At 50.3% G+C, this 22,359-nt stretch carries 24 protein-coding genes and 3 tRNA genes; 13 read left to right on the plus strand and 14 right to left on the minus strand.

The annotated features are described in order from the left end of the window. Positions 1-215: 215 nt before the first annotated feature. The gene (locus QMN38_RS12520) at positions 216-1,130 is read right to left on the minus strand and encodes a GntR family transcriptional regulator (RefSeq protein WP_271442545.1); all 915 of its coding nucleotides are present in this window, start codon (positions 1,128-1,130) and stop codon (positions 216-218) included. Between the two features lie 137 nt (positions 1,131-1,267). Here QMN38_RS12520 and QMN38_RS12525 point away from each other — a divergent pair, with 137 nt between their 5' ends. Then, on the plus strand, positions 1,268-2,290 hold the full coding sequence (locus QMN38_RS12525; RefSeq protein WP_271442546.1) for a zinc-binding alcohol dehydrogenase family protein: 1,023 nt from the start codon (positions 1,268-1,270) through the stop codon (positions 2,288-2,290). Positions 2,291-2,303: 13 nt separating this feature from the next. Further along, positions 2,304-3,749, plus strand: a complete 1,446-nt coding sequence (locus QMN38_RS12530; RefSeq protein ID WP_323605156.1) for a tagaturonate reductase — start codon at positions 2,304-2,306, stop codon at positions 3,747-3,749. Between the two features lie 103 nt (positions 3,750-3,852). Here the strand turns inward: QMN38_RS12530 and opgB are convergent, their stop codons facing one another. From opgB to QMN38_RS12560, 6 genes are all read right to left on the minus strand, one after another. Beyond that, the gene (opgB, locus tag QMN38_RS12535; protein ID WP_271449396.1) at positions 3,853-6,144 is read right to left on the minus strand and encodes a phosphatidylglycerol--membrane-oligosaccharide glycerophosphotransferase; all 2,292 of its coding nucleotides are present in this window, start codon (positions 6,142-6,144) and stop codon (positions 3,853-3,855) included. A 241-nt stretch (positions 6,145-6,385) separates the two neighbouring features. After that, positions 6,386-6,877, minus strand: coding sequence for a YjjA family protein (locus QMN38_RS12540; protein WP_271442549.1), 492 nt, complete (start codon positions 6,875-6,877; stop codon positions 6,386-6,388). Between the two features lie 70 nt (positions 6,878-6,947). Further along, entirely contained in the window at positions 6,948-7,685 is a 738-nt protein-coding gene (gene dnaC, locus QMN38_RS12545) for a replicative helicase loader DnaC (protein ID WP_003019133.1), read from the minus strand. A 2-nt stretch (positions 7,686-7,687) separates the two neighbouring features. After that, positions 7,688-8,227, minus strand: coding sequence for a primosomal protein DnaT (gene dnaT / locus QMN38_RS12550; RefSeq protein WP_202039585.1), 540 nt, complete (start codon positions 8,225-8,227; stop codon positions 7,688-7,690). A 122-nt stretch (positions 8,228-8,349) separates the two neighbouring features. After that, positions 8,350-8,823 carry a threonine/serine exporter gene (locus tag QMN38_RS12555; RefSeq protein WP_271457019.1) on the minus strand — a complete coding sequence of 158 codons (474 nt, stop codon included), beginning with the start codon at positions 8,821-8,823 and terminating at the stop codon, positions 8,350-8,352. Continuing rightward, positions 8,814-9,590 carry a threonine/serine exporter family protein gene (locus QMN38_RS12560; RefSeq protein WP_101742995.1) on the minus strand — a complete coding sequence of 259 codons (777 nt, stop codon included), beginning with the start codon at positions 9,588-9,590 and terminating at the stop codon, positions 8,814-8,816. Before QMN38_RS12560 ends, QMN38_RS12555 begins: the two co-directional genes overlap by 10 nt. 442 nt (positions 9,591-10,032) lie before the next feature. On the opposite strand from QMN38_RS12560, the gene QMN38_RS12565 reads away from it, so the two are divergent. Then, positions 10,033-10,758 carry a helix-turn-helix transcriptional regulator gene (locus QMN38_RS12565; protein ID WP_323605157.1) on the plus strand — a complete coding sequence of 242 codons (726 nt, stop codon included), beginning with the start codon at positions 10,033-10,035 and terminating at the stop codon, positions 10,756-10,758. Continuing rightward, positions 10,719-11,408 (plus strand): DNA-binding transcriptional activator BglJ, encoded by a 690-nt coding sequence (bglJ, locus tag QMN38_RS12570; RefSeq protein WP_323605158.1) that lies wholly within the window; start codon positions 10,719-10,721, stop codon positions 11,406-11,408. The genes QMN38_RS12565 and bglJ overlap by 40 nt, the downstream gene beginning before the upstream one ends. A 45-nt stretch (positions 11,409-11,453) precedes the next feature. Here the strand turns inward: bglJ and QMN38_RS12575 are convergent, their stop codons facing one another. Then, a complete protein-coding gene (locus QMN38_RS12575) occupies positions 11,454-11,912 on the minus strand; it encodes a YbaK/EbsC family protein (protein ID WP_323605159.1) in 459 nt (152 codons plus the stop codon). Between the two features lie 235 nt (positions 11,913-12,147). Between QMN38_RS12575 and QMN38_RS12580 the strand changes: the two genes are divergently transcribed. Together QMN38_RS12580 and QMN38_RS12585 are read left to right on the plus strand one after the other, a co-directional pair. Beyond that, positions 12,148-12,288, plus strand: coding sequence for a hypothetical protein (locus tag QMN38_RS12580; RefSeq protein WP_271441718.1), 141 nt, complete (start codon positions 12,148-12,150; stop codon positions 12,286-12,288). Beyond that, positions 12,278-13,621, plus strand: coding sequence for a PTS sugar transporter subunit IIC (locus QMN38_RS12585; protein WP_323605160.1), 1,344 nt, complete (start codon positions 12,278-12,280; stop codon positions 13,619-13,621). Before QMN38_RS12580 ends, QMN38_RS12585 begins: the two co-directional genes overlap by 11 nt. Before the next feature lie 30 nt (positions 13,622-13,651). Here the strand turns inward: QMN38_RS12585 and fhuF are convergent, their stop codons facing one another. Both fhuF and QMN38_RS12595 read right to left on the minus strand, forming a co-directional pair. Next, on the minus strand, positions 13,652-14,440 hold the full coding sequence (fhuF, locus tag QMN38_RS12590) for a siderophore-iron reductase FhuF (protein WP_323605161.1): 789 nt from the start codon (positions 14,438-14,440) through the stop codon (positions 13,652-13,654). Positions 14,441-14,549: 109 nt separating this feature from the next. Further along, the gene (locus tag QMN38_RS12595; RefSeq protein ID WP_271449391.1) at positions 14,550-15,626 is read right to left on the minus strand and encodes a GGDEF domain-containing protein; all 1,077 of its coding nucleotides are present in this window, start codon (positions 15,624-15,626) and stop codon (positions 14,550-14,552) included. Between the two features lie 252 nt (positions 15,627-15,878). Here QMN38_RS12595 and QMN38_RS12600 point away from each other — a divergent pair, with 252 nt between their 5' ends. Then, entirely contained in the window at positions 15,879-16,115 is a 237-nt protein-coding gene (locus QMN38_RS12600; protein WP_086523828.1) for a DUF1435 domain-containing protein, read from the plus strand. A gap of 39 nt (positions 16,116-16,154) precedes the next feature. On the opposite strand, the gene QMN38_RS12605 is transcribed toward QMN38_RS12600, so the two are convergent. The 4 genes from QMN38_RS12605 to rsmC form a co-directional block, all read right to left on the minus strand. Next, a tRNA-Leu gene (locus QMN38_RS12605) sits at positions 16,155-16,241 on the minus strand. A 33-nt stretch (positions 16,242-16,274) separates the two neighbouring features. Continuing rightward, positions 16,275-16,361 (minus strand) — tRNA-Leu (locus QMN38_RS12610). A gap of 28 nt (positions 16,362-16,389) precedes the next feature. Next, positions 16,390-16,476 (minus strand) — tRNA-Leu (locus tag QMN38_RS12615). Between the two features lie 205 nt (positions 16,477-16,681). Further along, the gene (gene rsmC / locus QMN38_RS12620) at positions 16,682-17,713 is read right to left on the minus strand and encodes a 16S rRNA (guanine(1207)-N(2))-methyltransferase RsmC (protein WP_271441713.1); all 1,032 of its coding nucleotides are present in this window, start codon (positions 17,711-17,713) and stop codon (positions 16,682-16,684) included. Between the two features lie 155 nt (positions 17,714-17,868). On the opposite strand from rsmC, the gene holD reads away from it, so the two are divergent. The 6 genes from holD to QMN38_RS12650 all read left to right on the plus strand — a co-directional run bounded on the left by holD (position 17,869) and on the right by QMN38_RS12650 (position 22,281). Continuing rightward, a complete protein-coding gene (holD, locus tag QMN38_RS12625) occupies positions 17,869-18,282 on the plus strand; it encodes a DNA polymerase III subunit psi (protein WP_137383810.1) in 414 nt (137 codons plus the stop codon). Next, the gene (gene rimI, locus QMN38_RS12630; protein ID WP_271441712.1) at positions 18,251-18,697 is read left to right on the plus strand and encodes a ribosomal protein S18-alanine N-acetyltransferase; all 447 of its coding nucleotides are present in this window, start codon (positions 18,251-18,253) and stop codon (positions 18,695-18,697) included. Before holD ends, rimI begins: the two co-directional genes overlap by 32 nt. 17 nt (positions 18,698-18,714) lie before the next feature. Then, positions 18,715-19,392, plus strand: coding sequence for a pyrimidine 5'-nucleotidase (gene yjjG, locus QMN38_RS12635; protein WP_271454866.1), 678 nt, complete (start codon positions 18,715-18,717; stop codon positions 19,390-19,392). A 92-nt stretch (positions 19,393-19,484) separates the two neighbouring features. After that, a complete protein-coding gene (prfC, locus tag QMN38_RS12640; RefSeq protein WP_016151601.1) occupies positions 19,485-21,074 on the plus strand; it encodes a peptide chain release factor 3 in 1,590 nt (529 codons plus the stop codon). A gap of 299 nt (positions 21,075-21,373) precedes the next feature. Further along, positions 21,374-21,991 (plus strand): molecular chaperone OsmY, encoded by a 618-nt coding sequence (osmY, locus tag QMN38_RS12645; RefSeq protein WP_271441711.1) that lies wholly within the window; start codon positions 21,374-21,376, stop codon positions 21,989-21,991. A gap of 128 nt (positions 21,992-22,119) precedes the next feature. Continuing rightward, positions 22,120-22,281 carry a DUF1328 domain-containing protein gene (locus QMN38_RS12650; RefSeq protein ID WP_003019081.1) on the plus strand — a complete coding sequence of 54 codons (162 nt, stop codon included), beginning with the start codon at positions 22,120-22,122 and terminating at the stop codon, positions 22,279-22,281. The last annotated feature ends 78 nt before the right edge of the window (positions 22,282-22,359 follow it).

Genomic DNA, 22,359 nt, shown 5'->3' on the forward strand with positions numbered 1-22,359 from the left:
GCCGGACTCCTGAACCTCAATAATTTATTTTTACACAGTGATTGGCTGTGCTGTATTGAAAAAGTACCGGTGATAAATCAATTTTTTCATCACCGCTCACGAAAGTTTTTTAATGCAGTCGACTTAGCGTGAGCATAGGCAAGAGGTATTTTTCTGGCGTTTTTATTTTTATAAAACCGTGCTCCCGGTAATGGTTTGCTGTTTTTAATCTGTTCTTAATAAGCATTATGGCAACGTTGGTTGATGGAGCGAATCATCGATTGTTTGGCTGAATTCAAATGGTTACAAAGCGCCAGGGTAGCATCCAGGTCACTGCGGCAAATCAGCGCGCTGAGGATGGTCATATGTTCATCGATGGCAATGATATTGCGTTGCTTGAGGTCGCTTTCATCCCACTGATAGTGGAAGTGGAAAATCACAGAAATAATCTCAAGTGACTGATTAAAAAATATATTATCGGCTGCGGAAAGCAGTAGGGCATGGAATTCCCGGTCCAGTTGCGAGAACATGCGAAAGCTACTGCCGATGCTGTCACGCAGTATCCGGTGGCGCTCCAGCAGCGTTTTGGCCTGCAGCCAGCGAGGATCATCGTCAGGCAGGTTGAGGAAATGTTGCAAAGAGTGAGTCTCCAGCATTTCTCGTAGTTCGAACAACTGCTCGGCGTAGGCCTGATCGAACTGCTTCATGCTCCACTGACCGCGCTTTTCATTTTTAATCAGATTGTAACGCTCGAATTTTAAAAGATATTCCCGTACAACGACCGGACTGACGCCTGCGGCTCTGGCCAATTGCAGTTCAGAGAAGCTTTCACCCGCACGCAGTTGGCGCTGGTTAATCATGGTGAAAAACGCCTGCTCAAAAATCCGGTTTTGCTCGGTCATTGACGCTGTAGTACACGAAAAACCGTCATCATGGTTCGGTTTACGTACGATCACGTAGTGGCTACCGACTTGCGTCAGTACGCCGCATTCACCTAAATGGCTCAGCATGTGGCGCACGGTGGTCCGGCTGATGTTGTACATTTCTGCCAGTGCGCTTTGCGAAGGCAAAGGGGAAGGGATATGACCACGCGCCATATCATCAATTATTTGGTTAATCACATTGTGGCGTAAGTTCTGCGAACGGCTCATGGCTTCTCCTTTTTGCCTATTAAAACCCGATTTAAAACATTTTTATGCGTTGAGATTCACAGATTATGTTTCCGCTTTCTCCGGTGTTTTTATTTTCGTTGATATCTGAGGCAACAAAAAAACAGGAGAGCAGAGTCATGTCTACGATGAATACGTTGATTTGCCAGGAACCTAAAAAATTAGTCTGGAAAGAACGCGAAATACCTATTCCGGGTGAGGGCGAAGCATTAATTAAAATTAAATCCGTAGGGATTTGCGGAACGGATATTCATGCCTGGGGCGGGAATCAACCTTTTTTCAGCTATCCACGTGTGTTAGGCCATGAAATATGTGGGGAAATTGTCGGTCTGGGGAAAAATATACAAGATCTGAAAAATGGTCAGCAGGTAGCCGTTATTCCTTACGTCGCGTGCCAGCAGTGTCCGGCGTGCCAGAGCGGGCGTACCAACTGCTGCGAGAAGATTTCGGTGATTGGTGTGCACCAGGATGGTGGCTTTAGCGAGTACTTATCCGTTCCGGTAACGAATCTACTGGATGCACAGGGGATTGATCCGCATGCCGCGGCATTGATCGAACCTTATGCCATTAGCGCCCATGCGGTGCGTCGGGCGGCGGTGGTACCTGGCGAACATGTTCTTGTTGTCGGTGCAGGTCCGATTGGTCTCGGTGCCGCGGCGATCGCCAAAGCAGATGGTGCGCAGGTGGTTGTTGCGGATACCAGCCCAGCACGCAGAGAGCATGTGGTTTCCCGATTAGGGCTTCCGGTTATCGATCCGTCCGCTGCAGATTTTGATGCGCAGTTACGCACACAGTTTGGCGGTTCGCTGGCGCAAAAAGTCATTGATGCTACGGGGAATCAGCACGCGATGAACAACACGGTGAATTTGATTCGCCACGGCGGCAGCATCGTTTTTGTCGGGCTGTTCAAAGGTGATTTACAGTTCTCCGATCCCGAATTCCACAAGAAAGAAACCACCATGATGGGCAGCCGTAACGCCACACCGGAAGATTTCGCCAAAGTGGGGCGTCTGATGTCGGAAGGCAAACTGACGGCTGACATGATGCTCACGCACCGCTATGCGTTTGATACGTTGGCAGAGATCTATGAACGGGATGTGATCAACAACCGTGAGCTGATTAAAGGCGTGATTACGTTCTGATAGGGAGAGTGTGATGAAAACATTGAATCGACGTGACTTTCCAGGGCGCTGCTATCCAACACGCGTGATCCAGTTTGGCGAAGGAAACTTCCTGCGTGCGTTTGTTGACTGGCAACTGGATATCCTGAACGAGAAAACGGATCTGCAGGCGGGTGTCACTCTTGTTCGCCCGATCAATACCGATTTTCCACCGTCGTTGAACACTCAGGATGGGCTGTATACCACGCTGATTCGTGGCCTGAACGAACAGGGTGATGCAGTGAGCGAAGCGCGACTGATCCGCTCGGTCAATAACGAGATCAATCCGTATCAGGACTTTGCCGCGTATCTGGCGCTGGCGCACAATGCGGATATTCGCTTTGTGTTTTCAAATACCACCGAAGCCGGGATTAGCTATCACGCAGCCGACAAGGTTGATGATGTGCCACCGATCAGCTTTCCAGCCAAACTGACGCGTCTGCTGCTGGAGCGTTTTAACCACTTTGCTGGTGCGGTGGATAAAGGTTGGGTAATTATTCCTTGTGAGCTTATCGACTATAACGGTGAGGCGCTTAAAGCCCTGGTATTGCAATATGCGCAGGCCTGGCAGCTTCCTCCGGCGTTTGCCGATTGGGTGGAAACAGCGAATACCTTCTGTTCCACGCTGGTGGACCGCATTGTTACCGGCTACCCACGTGAGGAGGCCGCTGCGCTGGAAGAAACGCTGGGCTATCACGATGCCTTTCTCGATACCGCTGAACATTTTTACCTGTTTGTTATTCAGGGACCAGAGTGGTTGGCCAGGGAGCTGAAACTGGCGCAGTGCCCGCTGAACATCCGCGTGGTGAGCGATATCAAGCCGTATAAAGAGCGTAAGGTTGCCATTCTAAACGGTGCACATACGGCGCTGGTGCCAGTCGCCTGGTTGTGTGGGCTGGATACCGTGGGGGAGGCAATGCAGGATGCTGACGTGCGTCGCTTTGTTGAGCAGGCAATTGGCGAGGAAATTATCCCGGTTCTGGATCTTCCGGCTGATGAACTGCGTGAGTTTGCCAGCGCCGTGAGTGGGCGTTTTCAGAACCCCTATATTCGCCATCAACTGCTTTCCATCGCGCTGAATGGCATGACAAAATTCCGTACCCGTATTTTACCGCAACTGCTGGCTGGTCAGCAGAATGGGCGCTGGCCTGTACGGTTAACGTTTGCACTTGCTGCATTATTGGCATTTTATCGCGGGGAACGCGCGGGCGAACGCTACCCACTACAGGATGATGAGCAGTGGATAAGCCTGTATGCCAGTCTGTGGCCGCGAGTCGGCAACGATCTGACGCTGCGTGAACTGGTGGACACTGTGCTCGGCGATGCGGCTCACTGGGGGGAAGATCTTACATTGCTGCCAGGGTTAGCTGCACAGGTGACGGCAAATCTGGAAAGTATTCTGGTGCAAGGGATGCGTCAGGCAGTAAACAGTCTGGAATAAGGTTGCCATGCAGCGCCCGGTGCGGTGTTGGGCGCTGTTTTTTTTCAGACAATAACGGTGGTTAGCGGTAGGCCGATAAGCGAAGCACTATCAGCACTTCATGTCACGAGCCCTGAGCAACCACTTTGATTTCAACCATCCCGATCCCCAGCTTACGCGGCGAGTGACCCAGAATGTTGCCCTCGTTGGTAGCGACGGGATCGGGTGGGACAATCACCAGCGTGTCGGCGGATGTCGGGTTATCAAAGTGCAATATGGTTGTGCTGACATCCTGACTTAATACCAGCGTTTGTTCCTGGTTGCCGACGCGTACGGGAATAGGGCGGTTAGCGTTGTCACCAAAGGCTTTCGCGGTGATAACCAGATCGAATTTCTTCGGCAACGGAGCCTTGTATTCGATTTTCACCTCTTCGCTCAGCTGTGCGTTAGACCAGCGCCCCCAGGATTCAGGGCGTGAAATTCCGCTAAACTGTTTCACCTCTTCCGGCGCGCCCGCTACGTTGAAAATGAAGCTGTCAGCTTTGTAGCGAATATCGTTATCGACAATTTTTAGTGTATCGACGTTACCTTTATAGCGTTCGATGTCGATGACCGTGTCTTTAAATGTCGTCTTCCCTTTCCAGTTGGCTTTATCGACATGCTGTACGATCTGCTGCCCGCCCAGTTGCCCCTGTGATACGCACCAGTCGGTGGAGAGTGCCAGTTCCGGTGCCCACAGCTGCGCCATTTTGTAACAACGGTCTATCCAGACAAAGTTGTCGCGCGGGGCGAAATCAGCCAACTGGAAGCGCAGCGGGGCTGAGTATTCACTTTCCGGCAGCGGTTCGACGCGCTGATCCGATACTCGGAGCAGCAGCGGCAGGCGGAAATGACTCCCTGAGAAAGAGATCATCTCTTTGTCCCGATCGATGGTGAATGTTTTCATCTCTTTCGGGAAATTCCATAAACGGATGATGTTGGGCTTCCACGCCAGCATTTTCTCTTTGATGTTCAGGAACACTTCCGATACGGATTCGCTGGACAAGCTGCTGCGTCCAAGGCCGATAAAATTGTCGCCGCCCAGAATATCCAGTACGGTGGCACCGTTATCCATGGTATTACGCTTCACCGCCAGCGTCTCCTGTTGGGGTTGATCGCCGCGTAGCACGAAGAACAGGTTGTTACGATCCTGCTTGTTGAGATACTTCCATGCGGTGTTGTTCATTGCCAGATGATCGGAAGAGACGACGATCACGGTATCTTTAAACCACGGTGAGGCTTTAATTTTATTAATAAACTCGGCGATATTTTCCTGGCTGCAACTGACCGCACTGAAGGACTGGTTGGTTTTACCGTCAATATCATAACGCTTACGGTTACAGCTGCGTGAGATGAAACCGTCCGGATGATGAGTATCGACGGTCAGGGTAAACAGTGAAAAACGCTGCCCTGAGCGTGACAGCTCTTCGAATTTTTTCCACGCTTCATCCAGTACGGTATCATCATAAAAGCCCCAGTCGTTACGATAAGCGGGGTCTGCAACGACCCCCTTTAACTCTTCAGCGCCGTACAGATGATCAAATCCGTGGGATTTCAGGAATACATCTTTCCCGGCAAAGCGCAGGTTTGCGCCCTGTACAAAATAGTTCTGATAACCGGAGTTCTTCAGGATATCGCCCAGACAGATATTGTTGGGGAAGAAACTGGAAACCGATGCCGAGGCGTTACCTTCAAATGGTGCAAACAGCGGAATGCCACACTGTGAGGCGACCATGCCGGCGATGGTGTAATCCGTACCCGGCAGTTGCATGGTGTTGCTGAAATCCAGACTTTCGTTTTTCAACGTGCCGAGTTCCGGGGTCAGATCCGGGAAGGCATCGTTGTTAAAATAAGTACGCTCCAGACTTTCACCGTAGATATAAACCAGATTCAGCTTCGGATTGGGGATCGTTTTTGATGGCTCTTTGTAGTAGGTCGCAAAATCGGGATCGCCATCGCGTGACTGGGATTTGACCAGTTCAGTTATTTGGTGGAAAGCCGGACTGGCATCAACAGAAGCCAGCGCCAGCAGCAGGGCCAGCAGACTGTAACCGACATGATGCGGATGATGGCGACGGCGGCGCAGTATCCAGCCCAGCGTGACAAAAACGGTGGTCAGCGCCAGGGCGATCCCAACGCCCGGCAGGATATATTTTCCGATACCCGCGCCAGTCAGGCTGTTGGTCAGGGTGTACAGGACCGCATCGTTGATGCCGTCACCTGTGAAATAGTCACTGGCATACAGCGTGATGTTTAAGACAATAAAGATCCCCAGCACCGTTAACGTGGCGGCGAACCACCAGGTGTTGCGACCCGCTTTCCAGGCATAAATCAGTACCGAAGCGAGAAACAGAGTGATGGAGAGCAATTCTGACAACGGTCTATCCTCAGTAACACCAGGCAATTGCCTGGCAGGCTAATCATTTTTTGAGAGTACAATGTAATAGCGTTGTTATATTGCTGCAATTGTAGTGACATTAAATGAGGTTGTTATTCAGAATTGGTTTAGATATGTGGGTTTTTGCGGGCAATCACTACTGATTGGTAGGTATATATCTTGGTGGAATTGATTGATGCCGCGCCGGTGGTGAAATGGCTGGGGCGCGGCATTTGTTACATCAGGAAATGAAGTTCATACCCTGTTTTAATACCAGATCGCAGGCCTTGGTTTTGACCTTCTCGGCCAGCGGTGTGCTGCCAATGTTGCTCAGGTTAAGCTGCTGACCATCTTTGGTATTGAGCATTCCCTGAATACCATCCAGATAGTTGGTATCTTTTTTCTGTTCAGCCGTGCTCAGACCCAGTTTATCCAGCACCTGGTTTTTGACGTTTTGCGCGTCAGTGACCGAAGCCAGTTTCTGTTTTGCACAGTATTCCAGAATCCCTGCTGCGTTATTCATGCTGCTGGACGTCAGAGACTGATTGCTGCCATTTAACAGGCTGGTCAGGGAAGAAATCGAGGAACTGCCCTGCGAGGTGGAACTTTGTTTGCTCAGTTCGCTGGCTGCGCTAGAGAGAGAATCTTGCCAGGATGCGGCAAAAACGCTGGTGGAAATGAGCGTGCTGGCGGCAACCGCGCAGCACAGCAGACGTTTGGTAGTTTTCATCATTATGTGTAACTCGTGTTATGCATTTTCAGCGCAGTATAGCGCTGGCTGTCTTAGGAGTGTTCCCAATACGCTAATACTCTTTGCCGGTGACCCGACTCCGGTAGCTTTCCCAGTTAAAGATCACCCACAGGCTGTTGCCCAGACGCATACGATCCATCACCCGTTCGCCGAGCAGTTTGTTCATTTCATCCATATTGCTGTTTGTTAACATGCCGGTTGGACGTTTAGACGACGAACGGCGATCGACAATCTGGTTGATGATCACTTTCTCGTAGCGGGATTCTGTCTGCATGCCGATCTCGTCGATCACCAGGAGATCCACATTGCTGAGATCGTTGAGCAGTTGCTCTTCACTGGTCTCACGATTGCTGAATGTCTCTTTCATCGCCGACATGATATCGGCCACGGTAATAATCAGTACCGACTTGCCGCGTAGCAGCAGTTCGTTGCAGATGGCAGCGGCAAGATGGTTTTTACCCGTACCAGGTTTGCCGGAGAAGATAAAACTGGCGATGTTGCCGTCAAATTCTTCAACGTATTGGCGGGCTTTGCTTAGGGCGTTCATCTGACCTTCGCACTCGACACGATAGTTCTCGAACGAACAGTTCTGGTGTAGTGGGCGGATACCGGAACGGTTGAAGGTCCTTTGCATTTTCATGGCCCGATTCTCACGCGCCAATGCAGCGGCACGAATTTCACCTTGCTCCTTTTGCCACGCCAGCAGCTCCTCGCCTGTTTTGAAGGCCGGCTCAACATTGGGTGGCATCATTTTTTGCAAACGTTTCATCAGGTCGCCAACGTTTTTCATCGTTATCCCCTAAAACCTGGTGGAATATGGCTGTCAGGTTCGCTGACACTGTTAACATCGCGCTTGGGCATCCCGCCATTGCTGGCCCGGCCTATTTGTATGCTGCGTGCCAGTTTTTGCTGCCACTGGATATGGTGAAAGACTTTGCCTTCGGCTTGCCAGTAGGCAACAAATGAAGCCAGTTCTTCTGCGGTGACGGGCTCTCTTAGCGCCACTCCCCATAACGCCGCCTGACGCTGGAAGTCAGCATCTGGCTGCCAGTCAGCGTACATCGCAAATTTACCCATTGGCACGGCAACCGGTGCCGCTTGCGGCTCTTCATAGAATTGGGCATCTAAGGTTACATCGCTTCCCGGGCGTGACAGCTTCTCTTCAAGCGCCAGTAACTCTGCCAGTCGTGCTGGGGTTACGGCGTAAAAAGCAGGCGCATTATTGGCAAAAACAGCCACAGCGCCAGCCGCCGACTTCGCCAGCACCGCGTTGTGATCGTGTAATAAGGCGTCAATACTGATGACGTCCGGAGTCAAAATTTTGCAGGACATAATGTTTCTCAATACTGAACAACAACCGAGAAGGGACTGCTTTTATAGTAACACAGAGAAAGAGGAGAGCAGCAGATGAGGGAAGGTTCCCCCATCTGCAAAGGGGTAAACAGGTTCACTCGTTACACGCGCGGACGTTTGCGATACAGCCATAATCCTGGCACGGAAAGCCCAATTGAGAGTGCGCCTACAATCGATGATGCTTTCAGGAAGTTGGTCAGCAGGGTGATCATCAGCGCTTCGCTATAGCCGAAATGACCGATCTTTACGGCGGATATCATGGCGGTGTAGGCGGAGATCCCTGGAAACATAGGGATCACTGCCGCAACGGTGAAGACTTTCGGATGTGCCAGATACCATCGTGACCACTGGATCCCAATGCAGCCTACCAGCAACGAGGCCATAAAGGTGGACCATTCGATGTTGAATCCAGCGGTCATCATAACCATTCGGGAACCGTGTCCCAGGGCACCCAACAACGCACACCAGGGAAGCGCCCGATGTGGAACATTAAAGACCATGGCAAATCCTACTGCCGGGATGGCAGAAAGGATAATGTCCTGTATGAGTGCCAAAATAAAATCGATCACGCCCATCCGCGAAGCCCCCATAAGGTCATAGACATCACCACGCCAATACAGGTTGCCAGCGTAAGCAGACTGGCAATCGCCCAGCGAGCGAGGCCGGTGTTAATGTGTCCTTTAAACATATCCGCAACCGAATTGATCAACGGAAAACCGGGAACCAGTAACAGCACGCTGGCGGCCATGGCTACAGTAGGCGTGTGATTAAACGTCGGTAGCGTAAGCAGCAGGCCGGAGATGGTGGTTGCCACAAAAGCGGTGATACAAAAGTTGATTTGTGGATGCAAATGCCGGGAAGCCAGGATCTGGCGAATGTACATGGCGATCATGCTGGCGAAAAAGGTAATCATCGCGCCATCCCAGCCGCCGTTATTGAGCTTACAAAAGCAGGCACAGGACAATCCGACCATGAACGCAACCAGCCATCTGGGATAGCGCAGCGGTTTGATTTGGTTAAACCGTTTCTCTACCCCTTTTTCATCCAGCAGATTATGTTCTGCCAAAATAACAATGTGTTGCACTTCCGTCACGACGTGCATATTGATGCCACGATCCTGATTTTTTCGGGTCGATGTCAGGCATTGTCCGTCTTTGATCGTCGTCAGGACGATGGCATTCGATGATATGGCACTTTCTACACTGTCCATCCCAAGCGCCAGACCCAGACGGGTGGAAAGTTCATCGACTAACGCGCTTTCTGCGCCATGTTGCAGTAAAAAAAGCCCGCATTGTATACATAACCGTGTAACCGTTCTTTGTGACGACTGCTCTGTTTGCATAGCTCGCTCTGACTAAAAGATGCTCTCTTAATGAAGAATATCTTCTTTTTATCATGAAGCGCGAGTCCGTTGGCTCTGGATAAGATCAATCTTTGTGTTGAAAAAAGAAACAGGTCACTCGGCGGTTGCAGAGAATCGTATCGTGGACCTACTCTTGAACCAGGGCTAAATTTTCTGCGGTGAACAGTAATTACGTAAGGAATGCTAATAATTTAATGTAGTTATTTTAATTGTACAATGAATGTACTTATGCGTAATTATGGCATGATAAATTTATAGTGTGATGCTATTGGGAATGTAGCATCACCGTTCCCTATTCTGAATAGGGATAAATAATTCATCCTATCTATTGTTCAACGCATGTCTATTTATTAATTATTTTATTTGATTGTAGGTGATACTTGCGCGAGCAAGATTGAAGACATGTGAATATGGAGGAGTTATGTTGCTGGGACGCTGCAAGAACGCAATTATTATTAGTAAATTACCCATCATACAAACTGGGCTTAAAGGGGTAATGCAGGCGCATTTCTCCGATTACAAACTGACCTACTGCCGCGCCGTAGAAGAACTGACATTGCTGCAACTGCGGCGTTCAGATCTGGTCATCGCTGATTTAACCGGAGATTGTAGTCATCCGCGCACGATCTGCGAACAATATTATTCTTTGTTACCCCAATACCGTGATATTCACTGGGTCTTTCTCGTTTCTCGAAATTATTATCCTGTGGCCGTTGAGTTGCTGATGTGTCCAATCAGTACGCTTTTATCCGATGCCGAACCGATCGACAGTTTAGTAAATGCTATTGATGCGGGGAATGTTTATGCTGACAGAATTAGCCCGGTATTGCTCTCTCCGGTAATAACACCAGAAAGACAGGATCCTAGCGTACATTCAATTATTCTGACGCTATCTGAACGGAAAGTGCTACGGCTTCTGGGAAAGGGCTGGGGGATTAATCAGATTGCCACATTACTTAAAAAAAGTAATAAGACCATCAGCGCCCAGAAAAATAGTGCGATGCGTCGTCTGTCAATACACAGCAATGCGGAGATGTATGCCTGGATAAATAGTTCTCAAGGAGCACGAGAATTGAATCTACCTTCAGTTTATGGAGAGACCACGGAATGGAAGACAGAAGCATCAAAAGAAATGTCGCACTGGTAGAAAAGTGTGTAATGAGCAGTGTAGGTATTTATAATTTATTTAATGCCATACCGAATAACCAATACCGACTCCATCCCTTTTCACGACAGCCTGCCTTCAGCCAGGCGATGTCACAGACGTCATTTTCCGCGGTTATTTTTTCACTTTCCGCGAAAAGAACCGATCGTCGCACCGGGTTGGCTTACCTGACGGAACTGGCTGTGAAACACCCTCGCATCAAGCGAGTAGTCATTGCCGATGATGATGATGAGGCGCGGTTAATTGGCTCGCTGTCACCGTCACCATTGGATGCCGTGATTAGCAAAGCATCCACGCTGAGTGTGTTACAGGAAGAATTATTTGCAGCGCTGGAGTGTGTCAGAGGGGAAACAGAGGATACAAAAAAACTCTGGTATATCAATCAATGTCGTATGCTTAGCCCAACCGAGCGTGAAATTCTGCGCTATATGTCGAATGGCTATTCGATGTTGCAGATCGCAATTGAGCTTGAGCGAAACATTAAAACGATTCGTGCGCATAAATTTAATGTGATGTCCAAACTGGGTGTGAGTTCGGATGCCGGGTTACTGGACGCTGCCGATATTCTGTTGCATGTACGCTCTGCAGAACCGTCATCTTTTCGTCGTACTGCCCCGTTATGGCGCGCTTGAGAAAAGGTGTATCAGCTTAGTTATTGGCATGGAAAGGTACATCGATCACTGGCACACATCAACCCAGGTCGCCGCAGTCAGTTCTGCCATTCTCTCTGGTGTGATGCGAACCGCGCTATGAGTGGCTCCAGCCGCAGGGAGCACTTCAGTGTAGTGTTTCAACGAGACATCACAGTACACCGATATTGGTGTCTCCAGGCCGAAAGGACATACGCCTCCCACGGGATGACCTGTTGCGATGACCACTTCATCGCTACTCAGCATGCGCGCTTTGGCACCAAACGTATTTTTCAGTTTTTTATTATCGAGGCGCGCATCTCCTCTGGCGACGACCAGGATAATGTCGTTTTTCACCTTTAGTGACAGCGTTTTTGCTATCTGCCCTGGTTCGACGTTATGGGCTTTTGCGGCCAGATCGACGGTGGCGGTGCTTTGATCTAATTCGATGATTTCAATATCTGGCGCATGTTGCGCAAAAAACTGCCGCACTGATTGCAAACTCACTCTTTTCTCCCCTTCGCTTATCCGCAGCCCTGTATAGCAGAAAACCGCCTGGCGTAATTTGTCATAGGGGAAGCGTTACTGTAAATATTTTATTGTAACAACATAGCAACATCGGCAGTTTTTCGATCACCTTCACAATCAAAGAAACCGGTTACAGTAACCGGTTGCAGAATGTTGAAATGGCGATTAATACTGAAGCTGTCACTTCCTCTGTATCACATAATAAGAGCCATCTATGAAACTTAACTTTAATAGCGGTAGCGCTGGCGTTCCTCCCGGCACGGTTGCGAAAAGTGGTAACGGGCCTTACGTGGTGGTGTTGATACCAGCACATTTACAGGGTTTTGCACAACAGGAGAGCGGCTATGTCTACTAACCATGCTGTGTTTAATGTGATTTTCCGCTTTGTTGAAAACTACGTTAGCCCTGTCGCCGGGCGCATTTCTTCACAACGTCATGTGATGGCAATACGTGATGGTTTCATTTCGGCAATGCCGTTTATGATTGTCGGATCTTTTCTGCTGGTTTTTGCCTATCCTCCTTTTTCGCCGGATACCACCTGGGGATTTGCCCGCGCATGGCTGGATCTGGCAAAACAATTTGAAGGCCAGATACTCACGCCGTTTGATATGACGATGGGGATCATGTCGGTCTATATATGTGCCGCCATTGCTTACAATCTGGGTAAACACTATGTGAAGTCGTATCAGCTGGATCCGTTTATGTGCGCGATGCTGTCCATCATGGCGTTTTTACTGATTGCTGCACCGAAAACCAAAGGTTCGATGCCGGTTGATAGCCTGGGAGGGACGGGGATTTTCACCGCGATCCTCGTGGCGATTTATTGCGTTGAGATGATGCGGTTCCTGAAGGCACACAACATCGGGATCCGCTTACCCGATCAAGTGCCGCCGATGATCAAAAACTCATTTGATCTCCTGATCCCAGTGCTGGTTGTGGTATTGACGCTGTACCCGCTGAGCCTGGTGATACAGTCGCAGTTTGATATGCTGATCCCTCAGGCCATTATGGCAATCTTTAAACCGCTGGTGTCTGCTGCCGATTCTCTTCCGGCGATACTGCTGGCGGTATTGATAGGCCACCTGCTGTGGTTTGCCGGGATTCACGGGGCGGCGATTGTGTCCGGGATGCTGCAAATGTTCTGGCTGACCAACCTCGGCATGAATCAATCGGCGTTGGCGCAGGGGGCTCCTTTGCCGCATATCTTTATGGAAGCGTTCTGGACGTTCTTCATCGTGGTGGGGGGATCGGGGGCGACGATGGGGCTGGTGATTTGCTATCTGCGCAGCCGTTCGGCCCATCTACGCTCGATTGGACGCCTCAGCGTCGTCCCAAGCATTTTTAATATCAATGAACCGGTGATTTTCGGCACGCCGATAGTAATGAATCCGGTGTTCTTTATTCCATTCCTGCTTGCGCCGATGGTGAATGCCGTACTGGCCTGGGCGGCGATGAAGCTGGATTTGATTGGTCGTGTCATTTCTGTAGTACCCTGGACCGCACCGGCCCCGGTGGGGGCGGCATGGGCGTTAGGCTGGGATTATCGTGCGGCGATCCTGGTGATCGTGTTGGCGCTGGTTTCTGCCATCATCTACTTCCCCTTCTTTAAGGTCTATGAGAAGCAACTGCTGGCGCAGGAAAAAGAAGAAGCCCAGCGTATAGAAGAGGAAAGTCAGCAGGTAGCGTAATCGTGCAGGCGAGGGGCTGCGGCTCCTCGCTTACTTTAACGTGCAGTCACCGCATTGCTGAACATCGGGCAAGCGATAGCGTTGACAGCAGGTTCTGCGTACTAACAGTCCCTCACGTGGAACGACGGTACGCCACAACGGATTATTCTGACCACAGGAGAGCTGTTTCTCAAAGAAGCAGGTTTGACGCAATGTTGTCAGCAGTTCTTCACCTAACAGCGACTTCATTTCCGTTAAATACCAGTGGATGAGATACCCGGTATTGCTCCAGATAAGTTTCGCGTTGATCTCACCCGTCGATTCCAGCGCCTGAACCACCGGTGTCAGGGCTGACAAAATCAGCGTTTCCATGCGTTGTTGCGGTGAGAGTGCAGTGGTCTGGTGATCCTGATGTACATCTATCCAGAAACATGCGGCACGCCCGGTTTCGTGAAACTCCACGTGCATATGTTCCGGCGCGACATCAATGGCTTCTTTTTGCGTCAGCAGAGCCACCATGAGTGGGGGCATCATCAGGCCGATATACCATTGCGCCCAGAGGGAGATCAGCGGTTTATTTTCGCGTACTAACGTGGGCTGGTTGCGGTAGATGTGGTCTGAATAAACGGCCAGAAGCGAACTTAACGTTGTCGGTTGCGTCCATTCATATAATGTCATTGCACCTTGCGGTGGGGTCTCGTCAAGACGAATAAAATCCAGCAAGTGTTCGCGAGTTTGGGCTATGGTCGCACGCACGGAAGCCGCCAGCGAGGGCATCTCTGAAGGGAGATGGCTGCGCCAGATGACATCTTCAACGATGGGTGCGGAACGGTAAGCCATAGCGATATAAGGATGTTAATCTAAATGATAATGATTGCTAATCCTATAGGCGAGAGTAAACGATGGCAAGATCTTTGTCGCAATATCGGGCAGTTCCGCACGGATAAACTCAGGAAGAGGTGCAGTTTATCCGCAGCTCATCGCTGACCAGGGTGTTGTTTCGACCGAGATTCTTGGCCTCATAAAGCGCTTTGTCTGCTCTGGTAATCGCGGAGTCAATATCCTGATCCACTAAAGGCGCAATGCCGATGCTGACCGTCACATTGGTTGCTACGCTCTCATTAAACATATGAGGGATCTTAAGGTCGTATACTTTCTGGCGGATACGCTCAGCTGCGGCCTGCGCCTGCTGTGGATCGACGGCGGTCAGTAACACCATAAATTCTTCGCCACCAAAACGCGCGACCACATCCCGGGAGCGTACGGAATCACGAATCGCGGCAGAAACGCGAATTAACGCCTGATCGCCCATCATATGTCCGTAATGGTCGTTATAGGCTTTGAAATGATCGATATCCAGCAATAAGACGTAATGCTTCGCGTTGCTCAGTGCTAGCAACGTATCGAGTCGGTGTTGCAGCCCACGACGGTTATACAGCCCCGTCAGCGGATCGAGCATACTGAGGCCGTTCAGGGTTTCTCGCTCTTCCAGCAGTTTGTACATCAGCTGTTGGGCAAAGCCGTCGTAGCGCTTTTGGATCACATGTTGAATGGCAATCCCGGCCATAGGCAATGCCATAAAATAGAAAATGCGTAGACCATGCTCACTCCCGTTAAGCCATAGACAGACGACGACTGAGGGTAACGAATGTAGCGTAAAGGCGATGATATTGTTGGCAAAAGCGATAGAGCCAATAAACAACACACTGAGAAGCGCTATTAACAGAAAATAATAATCGTTATTACCCAGTATTGTGAATTTCAACACAATATGGGCTGCCCACAACAAACCGAAAATGATTGAAATAAAAGGAAGATTAATTCTTTTATTCGCATATTTGCCATGCCATGCCAACAGCAATGTACTGGCGACCAGGATGAGCAACGCCGGGACAGATAAGGCGTTGACGGCAAAAAGTGGGAAAACAAGCGTAAACAGCGCGGAGACTGCGTTGAGAAGCAGAAACAGACGTAAAGAGAGTTGATATTTCTTAGTGCGCAGAGTTCGCCAGGATTGTACTGTCATAGGTAAATATTGTTATTTATCTGCAATATACGAAGGTGTGTTTGTAAGGAAAAATGATGAACGAAAAATCATTCGTTCAGGTCGTTATTGTTTTTTGATGAAAAGCTAACCGGCGAGCAATTTATCACCTTAAATTATTCATGTCATCAATCGTTAAGTAAAACTCATAGAATTGATAGCCTTTCCCGGCTGACAAATGAGAAAATTTATCATATGATATTGGTTATCATTATCAATGTCATAGGTGAAACCATGTTGCAACGTGCGCTGGGCAGTGGATGGGGAGTTTTGCTGCCGGGGATAGTGATTGCCGGGCTGGCATTTACTGACCTGTCACTCGACGCATGGAAGGCGATGATTGTATTAGGGCTGCTGCTGACTTCGCTAATGCTGTACCACAAACGCTTACGGCATTTCGTTTTGTTACCTTCATGTGCAGCACTGATCGGCGGTATTGTTCTGGTGATGATGAACTGGAATCAGGGATGAGTAAAACAGAGATGAAAACTGAAAGGAAAATAAGATAATTGGTGCGAGGGGGGGGACTTGAACCCCCACGTCCGTAAGGACACTAACACCTGAAGCTAGCGCGTCTACCAATTCCGCCACCTTCGCACAGTCATCTTACTTTTTTTGATATCGCCTCGTTGGTGCGAGGGGGGGGACTTGAACCCCCACGTCCGTAAGAACACTAACACCTGAAGCTAGCGCGTCTACCAATTCCGCCACCTTCGCCCAGTGCGAGCAATATCAACGTGGATTATGGTGCGAGGGGGGGGACTTGAACCCCCACGTCCGAAAGGACACTAACACCTGAAGCTAGCGCGTCTACCAATTCCGCCACCTTCGCATACCATCGACACTCAAAAAGTATCGTTACCACGGAGGCGCATTCTAGTGGTTTTCAGCTTTTCGTCAATAGTTAATTGCCCAGGACGCGATTAATTGATGTAAAAATGGGCGCTAACCGTAAGCCGGATAAGCGATAGCGCCATCCGGCATTACTCGGTGTCACGCCGGATGGCGGCGTAAACGCCTTATCTGGCCTGCATCAGTTAGGCTTTTTTCGCCTGACGCGTCATGATGGTACGATAAACCTTGAAACGACCGGTCTGTGCGATAACTTCATGGAAACCAAACACCTCATCCAGTACTTTCGGATACGGCAGGAAGGCGTTGGCCACGATACGCAGCTCACCGCCGCTGTTCAAGTGACGAACTGCCCCGCGAATCAGCGTTTGAGCTGCATCAAGGCTGGTCTGCATGCCATCGTGGAACGGTGGGTTAGAGATGATCATATCAAAGCGACCCGTCACGTCAGAAAAGACGTTACTGGCAATCACCTCACCTTCAATGCCGTTGGCCGCAAGCGTTGCGCGACTGGCTTCAACCGCGGATGCGCTGACATCGCACAGGGTCAGTCGAACTTTCGGCGAGTGACTGGCTAATGCAACAGAGAGCACGCCCGCGCCACAGCCGACATCCAGAACCTTGCCCTTAGTGTGCGGCGTCAGCGTAGAGAGTAGCAACTGGCTGCCGACATCCAGTCCGTCACGGCTGAATACGCCAGGCAAGGTTTTGATGGTCAGATTGTCGATGGTGTATTCATCCCAGTATTTTTCTGCATCAAAAACGGGCTGTTTTTCCAGGCGACCATGATAAAGACCACAGCGACGGGCGCTGTCGACTTTATTCAGTGGCGCGTATTCGGCCAACATCTGCTCTGCGCTGCGCACACCGCTGCGGTTCTCACCGACAACAAAAATATCGGTGCCGACGGGTAACAGCGACAGAATATTCATCAGTTGGAACTGGGCTTCTGGCTTATTCTTCGGCCAGTAGTAGATCAGCGTATCGCTGTCAGCAACGTCATCGGCTTGGGCGACGAGGCTAAAGCGGACGTTATCACCCATTTGGCGGTTCAGTACCTGCCAATGGTGCAACTGCTGAGTATGCGCGCGGCTGGCGGCGCTTGCGAATTGGGCTGGCAGGTCATCCTGCAAATCACCGGCAAACAGAATACGGCTTTGTTCGAAATCATCACTGTGGCGCAGCAAGACTTCACTTGCCGGGGTAAAAGCAGACATGGAATGCTCCTTAATTTATATAGGGTGCGATTATATACACAAAATCATTCAAGCTGAATCAAGGCGGTCTGCGGGATGACGTGTATCGTTGTTTGTTGGCGCTGATTCGACGAATTTGCTATATTTGCGCCCCTGATAGACAGGAGTGTTTCGCTATGACATCCCGACGAGACTGGCAGTTACAGCAACTGGGCATTACGCAGTGGTCGCTGCGCCGTCCTGGCGCGCTGCGGGGCGAGATCGCGATTTCAATTCCTGCGCATGTCCGTTTGGTGATGGTTGCTGCACAGTTACCCGCGCTAACCGAACCGTTAATGAGCGATATTTTACACGCATTGACCGTGAGTCCGGATCAGGTTTTACAACTGACGCCTGATCGTGTCGCCATGCTGCCGCAAGGTAGCCGCTGTAATAGCTGGCGGCTGGGAACCGAAGAGCCGCTGCTGCTGGAGGGCGCTCAGGTCGCCAGTCCTGCGTTTAATGAATTACGGGATAACCCAGCGGCACGCGCCGCGTTATGGCAACAAATCTGCGCATATGAACACGATTTCTTCCCTCGAACCGACTGATTTACCTGCAGCATTTCAGATTGAAAAACGCGCCCACGCCTTTCCGTGGAGTGAAAAAACATTCGCCAGCAACCAGGGCGATCGTTATCTCAACTTTCAACTGACCGTTGACGGCACGATGGCAGCCTTTGCGATTACGCAGGTCGTGCTGGATGAAGCTACGCTGTTCAACATCGCCGTTGATCCTGACTTTCAACGCCGGGGTCTGGGGCGTGAGCTGCTGGAATACCTGATCGATGAGCTGGAAAAGCGCGGTATTCTGACGCTGTGGCTTGAGGTTCGCGCCTCGAATGCTGCGGCAATCGCATTGTATGAAAGCCTTGGCTTTAACGAGGCGACGATTCGGCGCAATTACTATCCGACAGCCGATGGTCACGAAGATGCCATCATAATGGCATTGCCAATCAGCATGTAAGACAAGGTGTAATGATGATGAAGTGGGACTGGATTTTCTTTGATGCCGATGAAACGCTGTTTACGTTTGACTCGTTTACCGGCTTACAGCGGATGTTTCTCGACTATAGCATCACCTTTACCGCTGAAGATTTTCAGGACTACCAGGCCGTGAATAAACCGCTGTGGGTGGATTATCAAAACGGCGCAATTACCTCATTACAGCTGCAGCATGCTCGTTTTCAGAGCTGGGCTGAGCGCCTGAAGGTCGAGCCAGGCCAGCTAAACGATGCGTTTATTAATGCCATGGCGGAAATCTGTTCGCCGTTACCGGGGGCCGTGTCGCTGCTTAATGCGATTCGCGGTAAAGCAAAGATTGGCATCATTACCAATGGTTTTACTGCATTACAGCAAATCCGTCTGGAGCGTACGGGCCTGCGCGGCTATTTCGATCTGCTGGTGATTTCTGAGCAGGTTGGGGTGGCAAAACCCGATCCCCGTATTTTTGACCATGCGCTGGAGCAGGCGGGCAATCCTGACCGTTCCCGCGTGCTGATGGTGGGCGACACCGCAGAGTCCGATATTCTTGGTGGTATTAACGCCGGGCTATCCACCTGCTGGCTAAATACGCACCGCCGCGAGCAGCCAGCGGGCATTCAGCCGACCTGGACTGTCGTGTCGTTAAGCGAACTGGAGCAGCTCCTGTGTAAACACTGATTGCCTCCCCCCCATTGATGGGTAAAATAGCCGCAATTTTTCGTATTCAACTTGCGCGGCACAATGCCGTGCTTACCTAAGAAGATTTGACTATGACGTTGTCTCCTTATTTGCAAGAGGTGGCCAAACGCCGCACTTTTGCCATTATTTCTCACCCGGATGCCGGTAAAACGACAATTACTGAAAAGGTGCTGTTATTCGGACAGGCAATTCAGACCGCCGGTACGGTAAAAGGCCGTGGCTCCAGCCAGCATGCCAAGTCTGACTGGATGGAAATGGAAAAGCAGCGTGGTATCTCAATTACCACCTCTGTCATGCAGTTTCCGTATCATGACTGCCTGGTAAACCTGCTGGATACCCCGGGGCACGAAGACTTCTCCGAAGATACTTACCGTACTCTGACGGCGGTGGACTGCTGCCTGATGGTTATTGACGCCGCGAAAGGCGTTGAGGACAGGACCCGTAAACTGATGGAAGTTACCCGTCTGCGCGATACGCCGATCCTGACCTTTATGAACAAACTCGACCGTGACATCCGCGATCCAATGGAGCTGCTGGATGAAGTCGAGAACGAACTGAAAATCGGCTGCGCGCCGATCACCTGGCCGATTGGCTGCGGTAAGTTGTTCAAGGGCGTCTATCACCTGTACAAAGATGAAACGTATCTGTACCAGACCGGTAAAGGCCATACGATTCAGGAAGTGCGCATTGTTAAAGGGCTGAATAACCCTGAACTTGACGCTGCCGTAGGTGAAGACCTGGCGCAGCAACTGCGTGACGAGCTGGAGCTGGTGCAGGGCGCGTCTAACGAATTCGATCATGAGCTGTTCCTTGCCGGTGAAATCACGCCGGTCTTCTTCGGTACTGCGCTGGGTAACTTCGGTGTTGACCATATGCTGGATGGCTTAGTGGAGTGGGCGCCTGCGCCGATGCCGCGTAAAACCGACACCCGCGTTGTAGAAGCCTCAGAAGAGAAATTCACCGGTTTCGTCTTTAAAATTCAGGCCAACATGGACCCGAAACACCGCGACCGTGTCGCTTTCATGCGTGTGGTTTCCGGCAAGTACGAGAAAGGCATGAAAATGCGTCAGGTACGTATTGGTAAAGACGTGGTGATCTCCGATGCGCTGACCTTTATGGCCGGTGACCGTTCTCATGTGGAAGAGGCGTATCCTGGCGATATTCTTGGTTTGCATAACCACGGCACGATCCAGATCGGCGATACCTTTACTCAGGGCGAGATGATGAAGTTCACCGGTATTCCGAACTTCGCACCGGAACTGTTCCGCCGTATCCGTCTGAAAGATCCGTTGAAGCAGAAGCAGTTGTTGAAAGGGCTGGTTCAGCTGTCAGAAGAGGGCGCAGTGCAGGTCTTCCGTCCGATTGCCAACAACGATCTGATCGTTGGCGCCGTCGGTGTGCTGCAGTTCGACGTGGTGGTTTCTCGTCTGAAGAGCGAATACAACGTTGAAGCGATTTATGAGTCAGTCAACGTGGCGACTGCGCGCTGGGTAGAGTGTTCTGACGTGAAAAAATTCGAAGAATTTAAGCGTAAAAACGAAATTCAGCTGGCGCTGGATGGCGGCGATAACCTCACCTATATCGCGCCGACCATGGTTAACCTGAATCTCACCCAGGAACGTTACCCTGACGTTCAGTTCCGCAAAACGCGCGAACACTAATCTGCCTTCCAGGGTGCGGTATTCACCGCGCCCTGCAACTTTTCCTGTCTTTTAAATCCCTTGCGGAATGTTCTTAAATCCCCTGAATTTTGTTTGCTTTTTAATCAATTCAGACATCAGCCACGAAATCGTGAACTATATTTAACAATGTGATGACATAAATATCGGCTTTTAATGCTCTTCATTAAGCATTTTTCAGCCTCTTTAGCTGATATTTATTTCAGTCATGTGATTAGTTGCTGGTTATGACCGCTAAGTGGCAGAACATCGCTATAAGCACAACAAACAGGAATACATCGATGACAATGACAGGACTTAAGATTTCTAAAACGCTACTGGCCGTGATGCTGACTTCCGCTGTCGCAACGGGTTCTGCCTATGCAGAAAACGGCACAATGGATAAAGCGCAATCCGGGCTCGAAAGTGCGGGGCAGAAAGTCGATAGCTCTATGAACAAAGTCGGTAATTTCATGGATGACAGCACCCTCACCGCCAAAGTAAAAGCCGCGCTGGTGGACCACGAAAGCATTAAGAGCACCGATATCTCCGTCAAAACGGACCAGAAAGTGGTGACGTTAAGTGGGTTCGTTGAAAGCCAGGCTCAGGCCGAAGAGGCCGTTAAAGTTGCGAAAGGCGTTGAGGGCGTGACCTCCGTTAGCGACAAACTGCACGTGCGTGACAGCAAAAACACCTCTGTAAAAGGCTATGCGGGTGATACGGCTATCACCAGTGAAGTGAAAGCCAAGCTGCTGGCCGATGACATTGTCCCTTCTCGTAAAGTGAAAGTAGAGACGACCGATGGCGTGGTCCAGCTTTCAGGAACCGTCGATTCACAGGCGCAAAGTGAGCGAGCTGAGAGTATTGCTAAAGCAATTGATGGCGTGAAAAGCGTCAAAAACGACCTCAAAACTCAGTAATTCGACTTAATTCGTCCTCCTGACGTTTGTCGGGAGGCGTATTGTGCACCACACTAAAAATATCGCCGATGAGCTGCCTGAGCGCTCATATCAAGCGGTCGACATTAACTATGGTAAAGGAGAAGCATATGTTTCGATGGGGCATCATATTTCTGGTTATCGCGTTAATTGCCGCCGCTCTGGGATTTGGTGGACTGGCGGGTACCGCAGCCGGCGCTGCAAAAATTGTTTTTGTGGTGGGGATCATCCTGTTTCTGGTCAGCTTGTTTACCGGGCGTAAACGACCCTAGCGTATCCCCTTTATTCTTCAAGTTACAGGTGCGTTGGCTAAGTGCGTGTACCCGAATCACTTACCAGAGTAAGCTCAT

This window comes from Citrobacter sp. R-1.5.2, assembly GCF_035064245.1.
In the GTDB taxonomy this organism is placed as follows: Bacteria; Pseudomonadota; Gammaproteobacteria; order Enterobacterales; family Enterobacteriaceae; genus Citrobacter.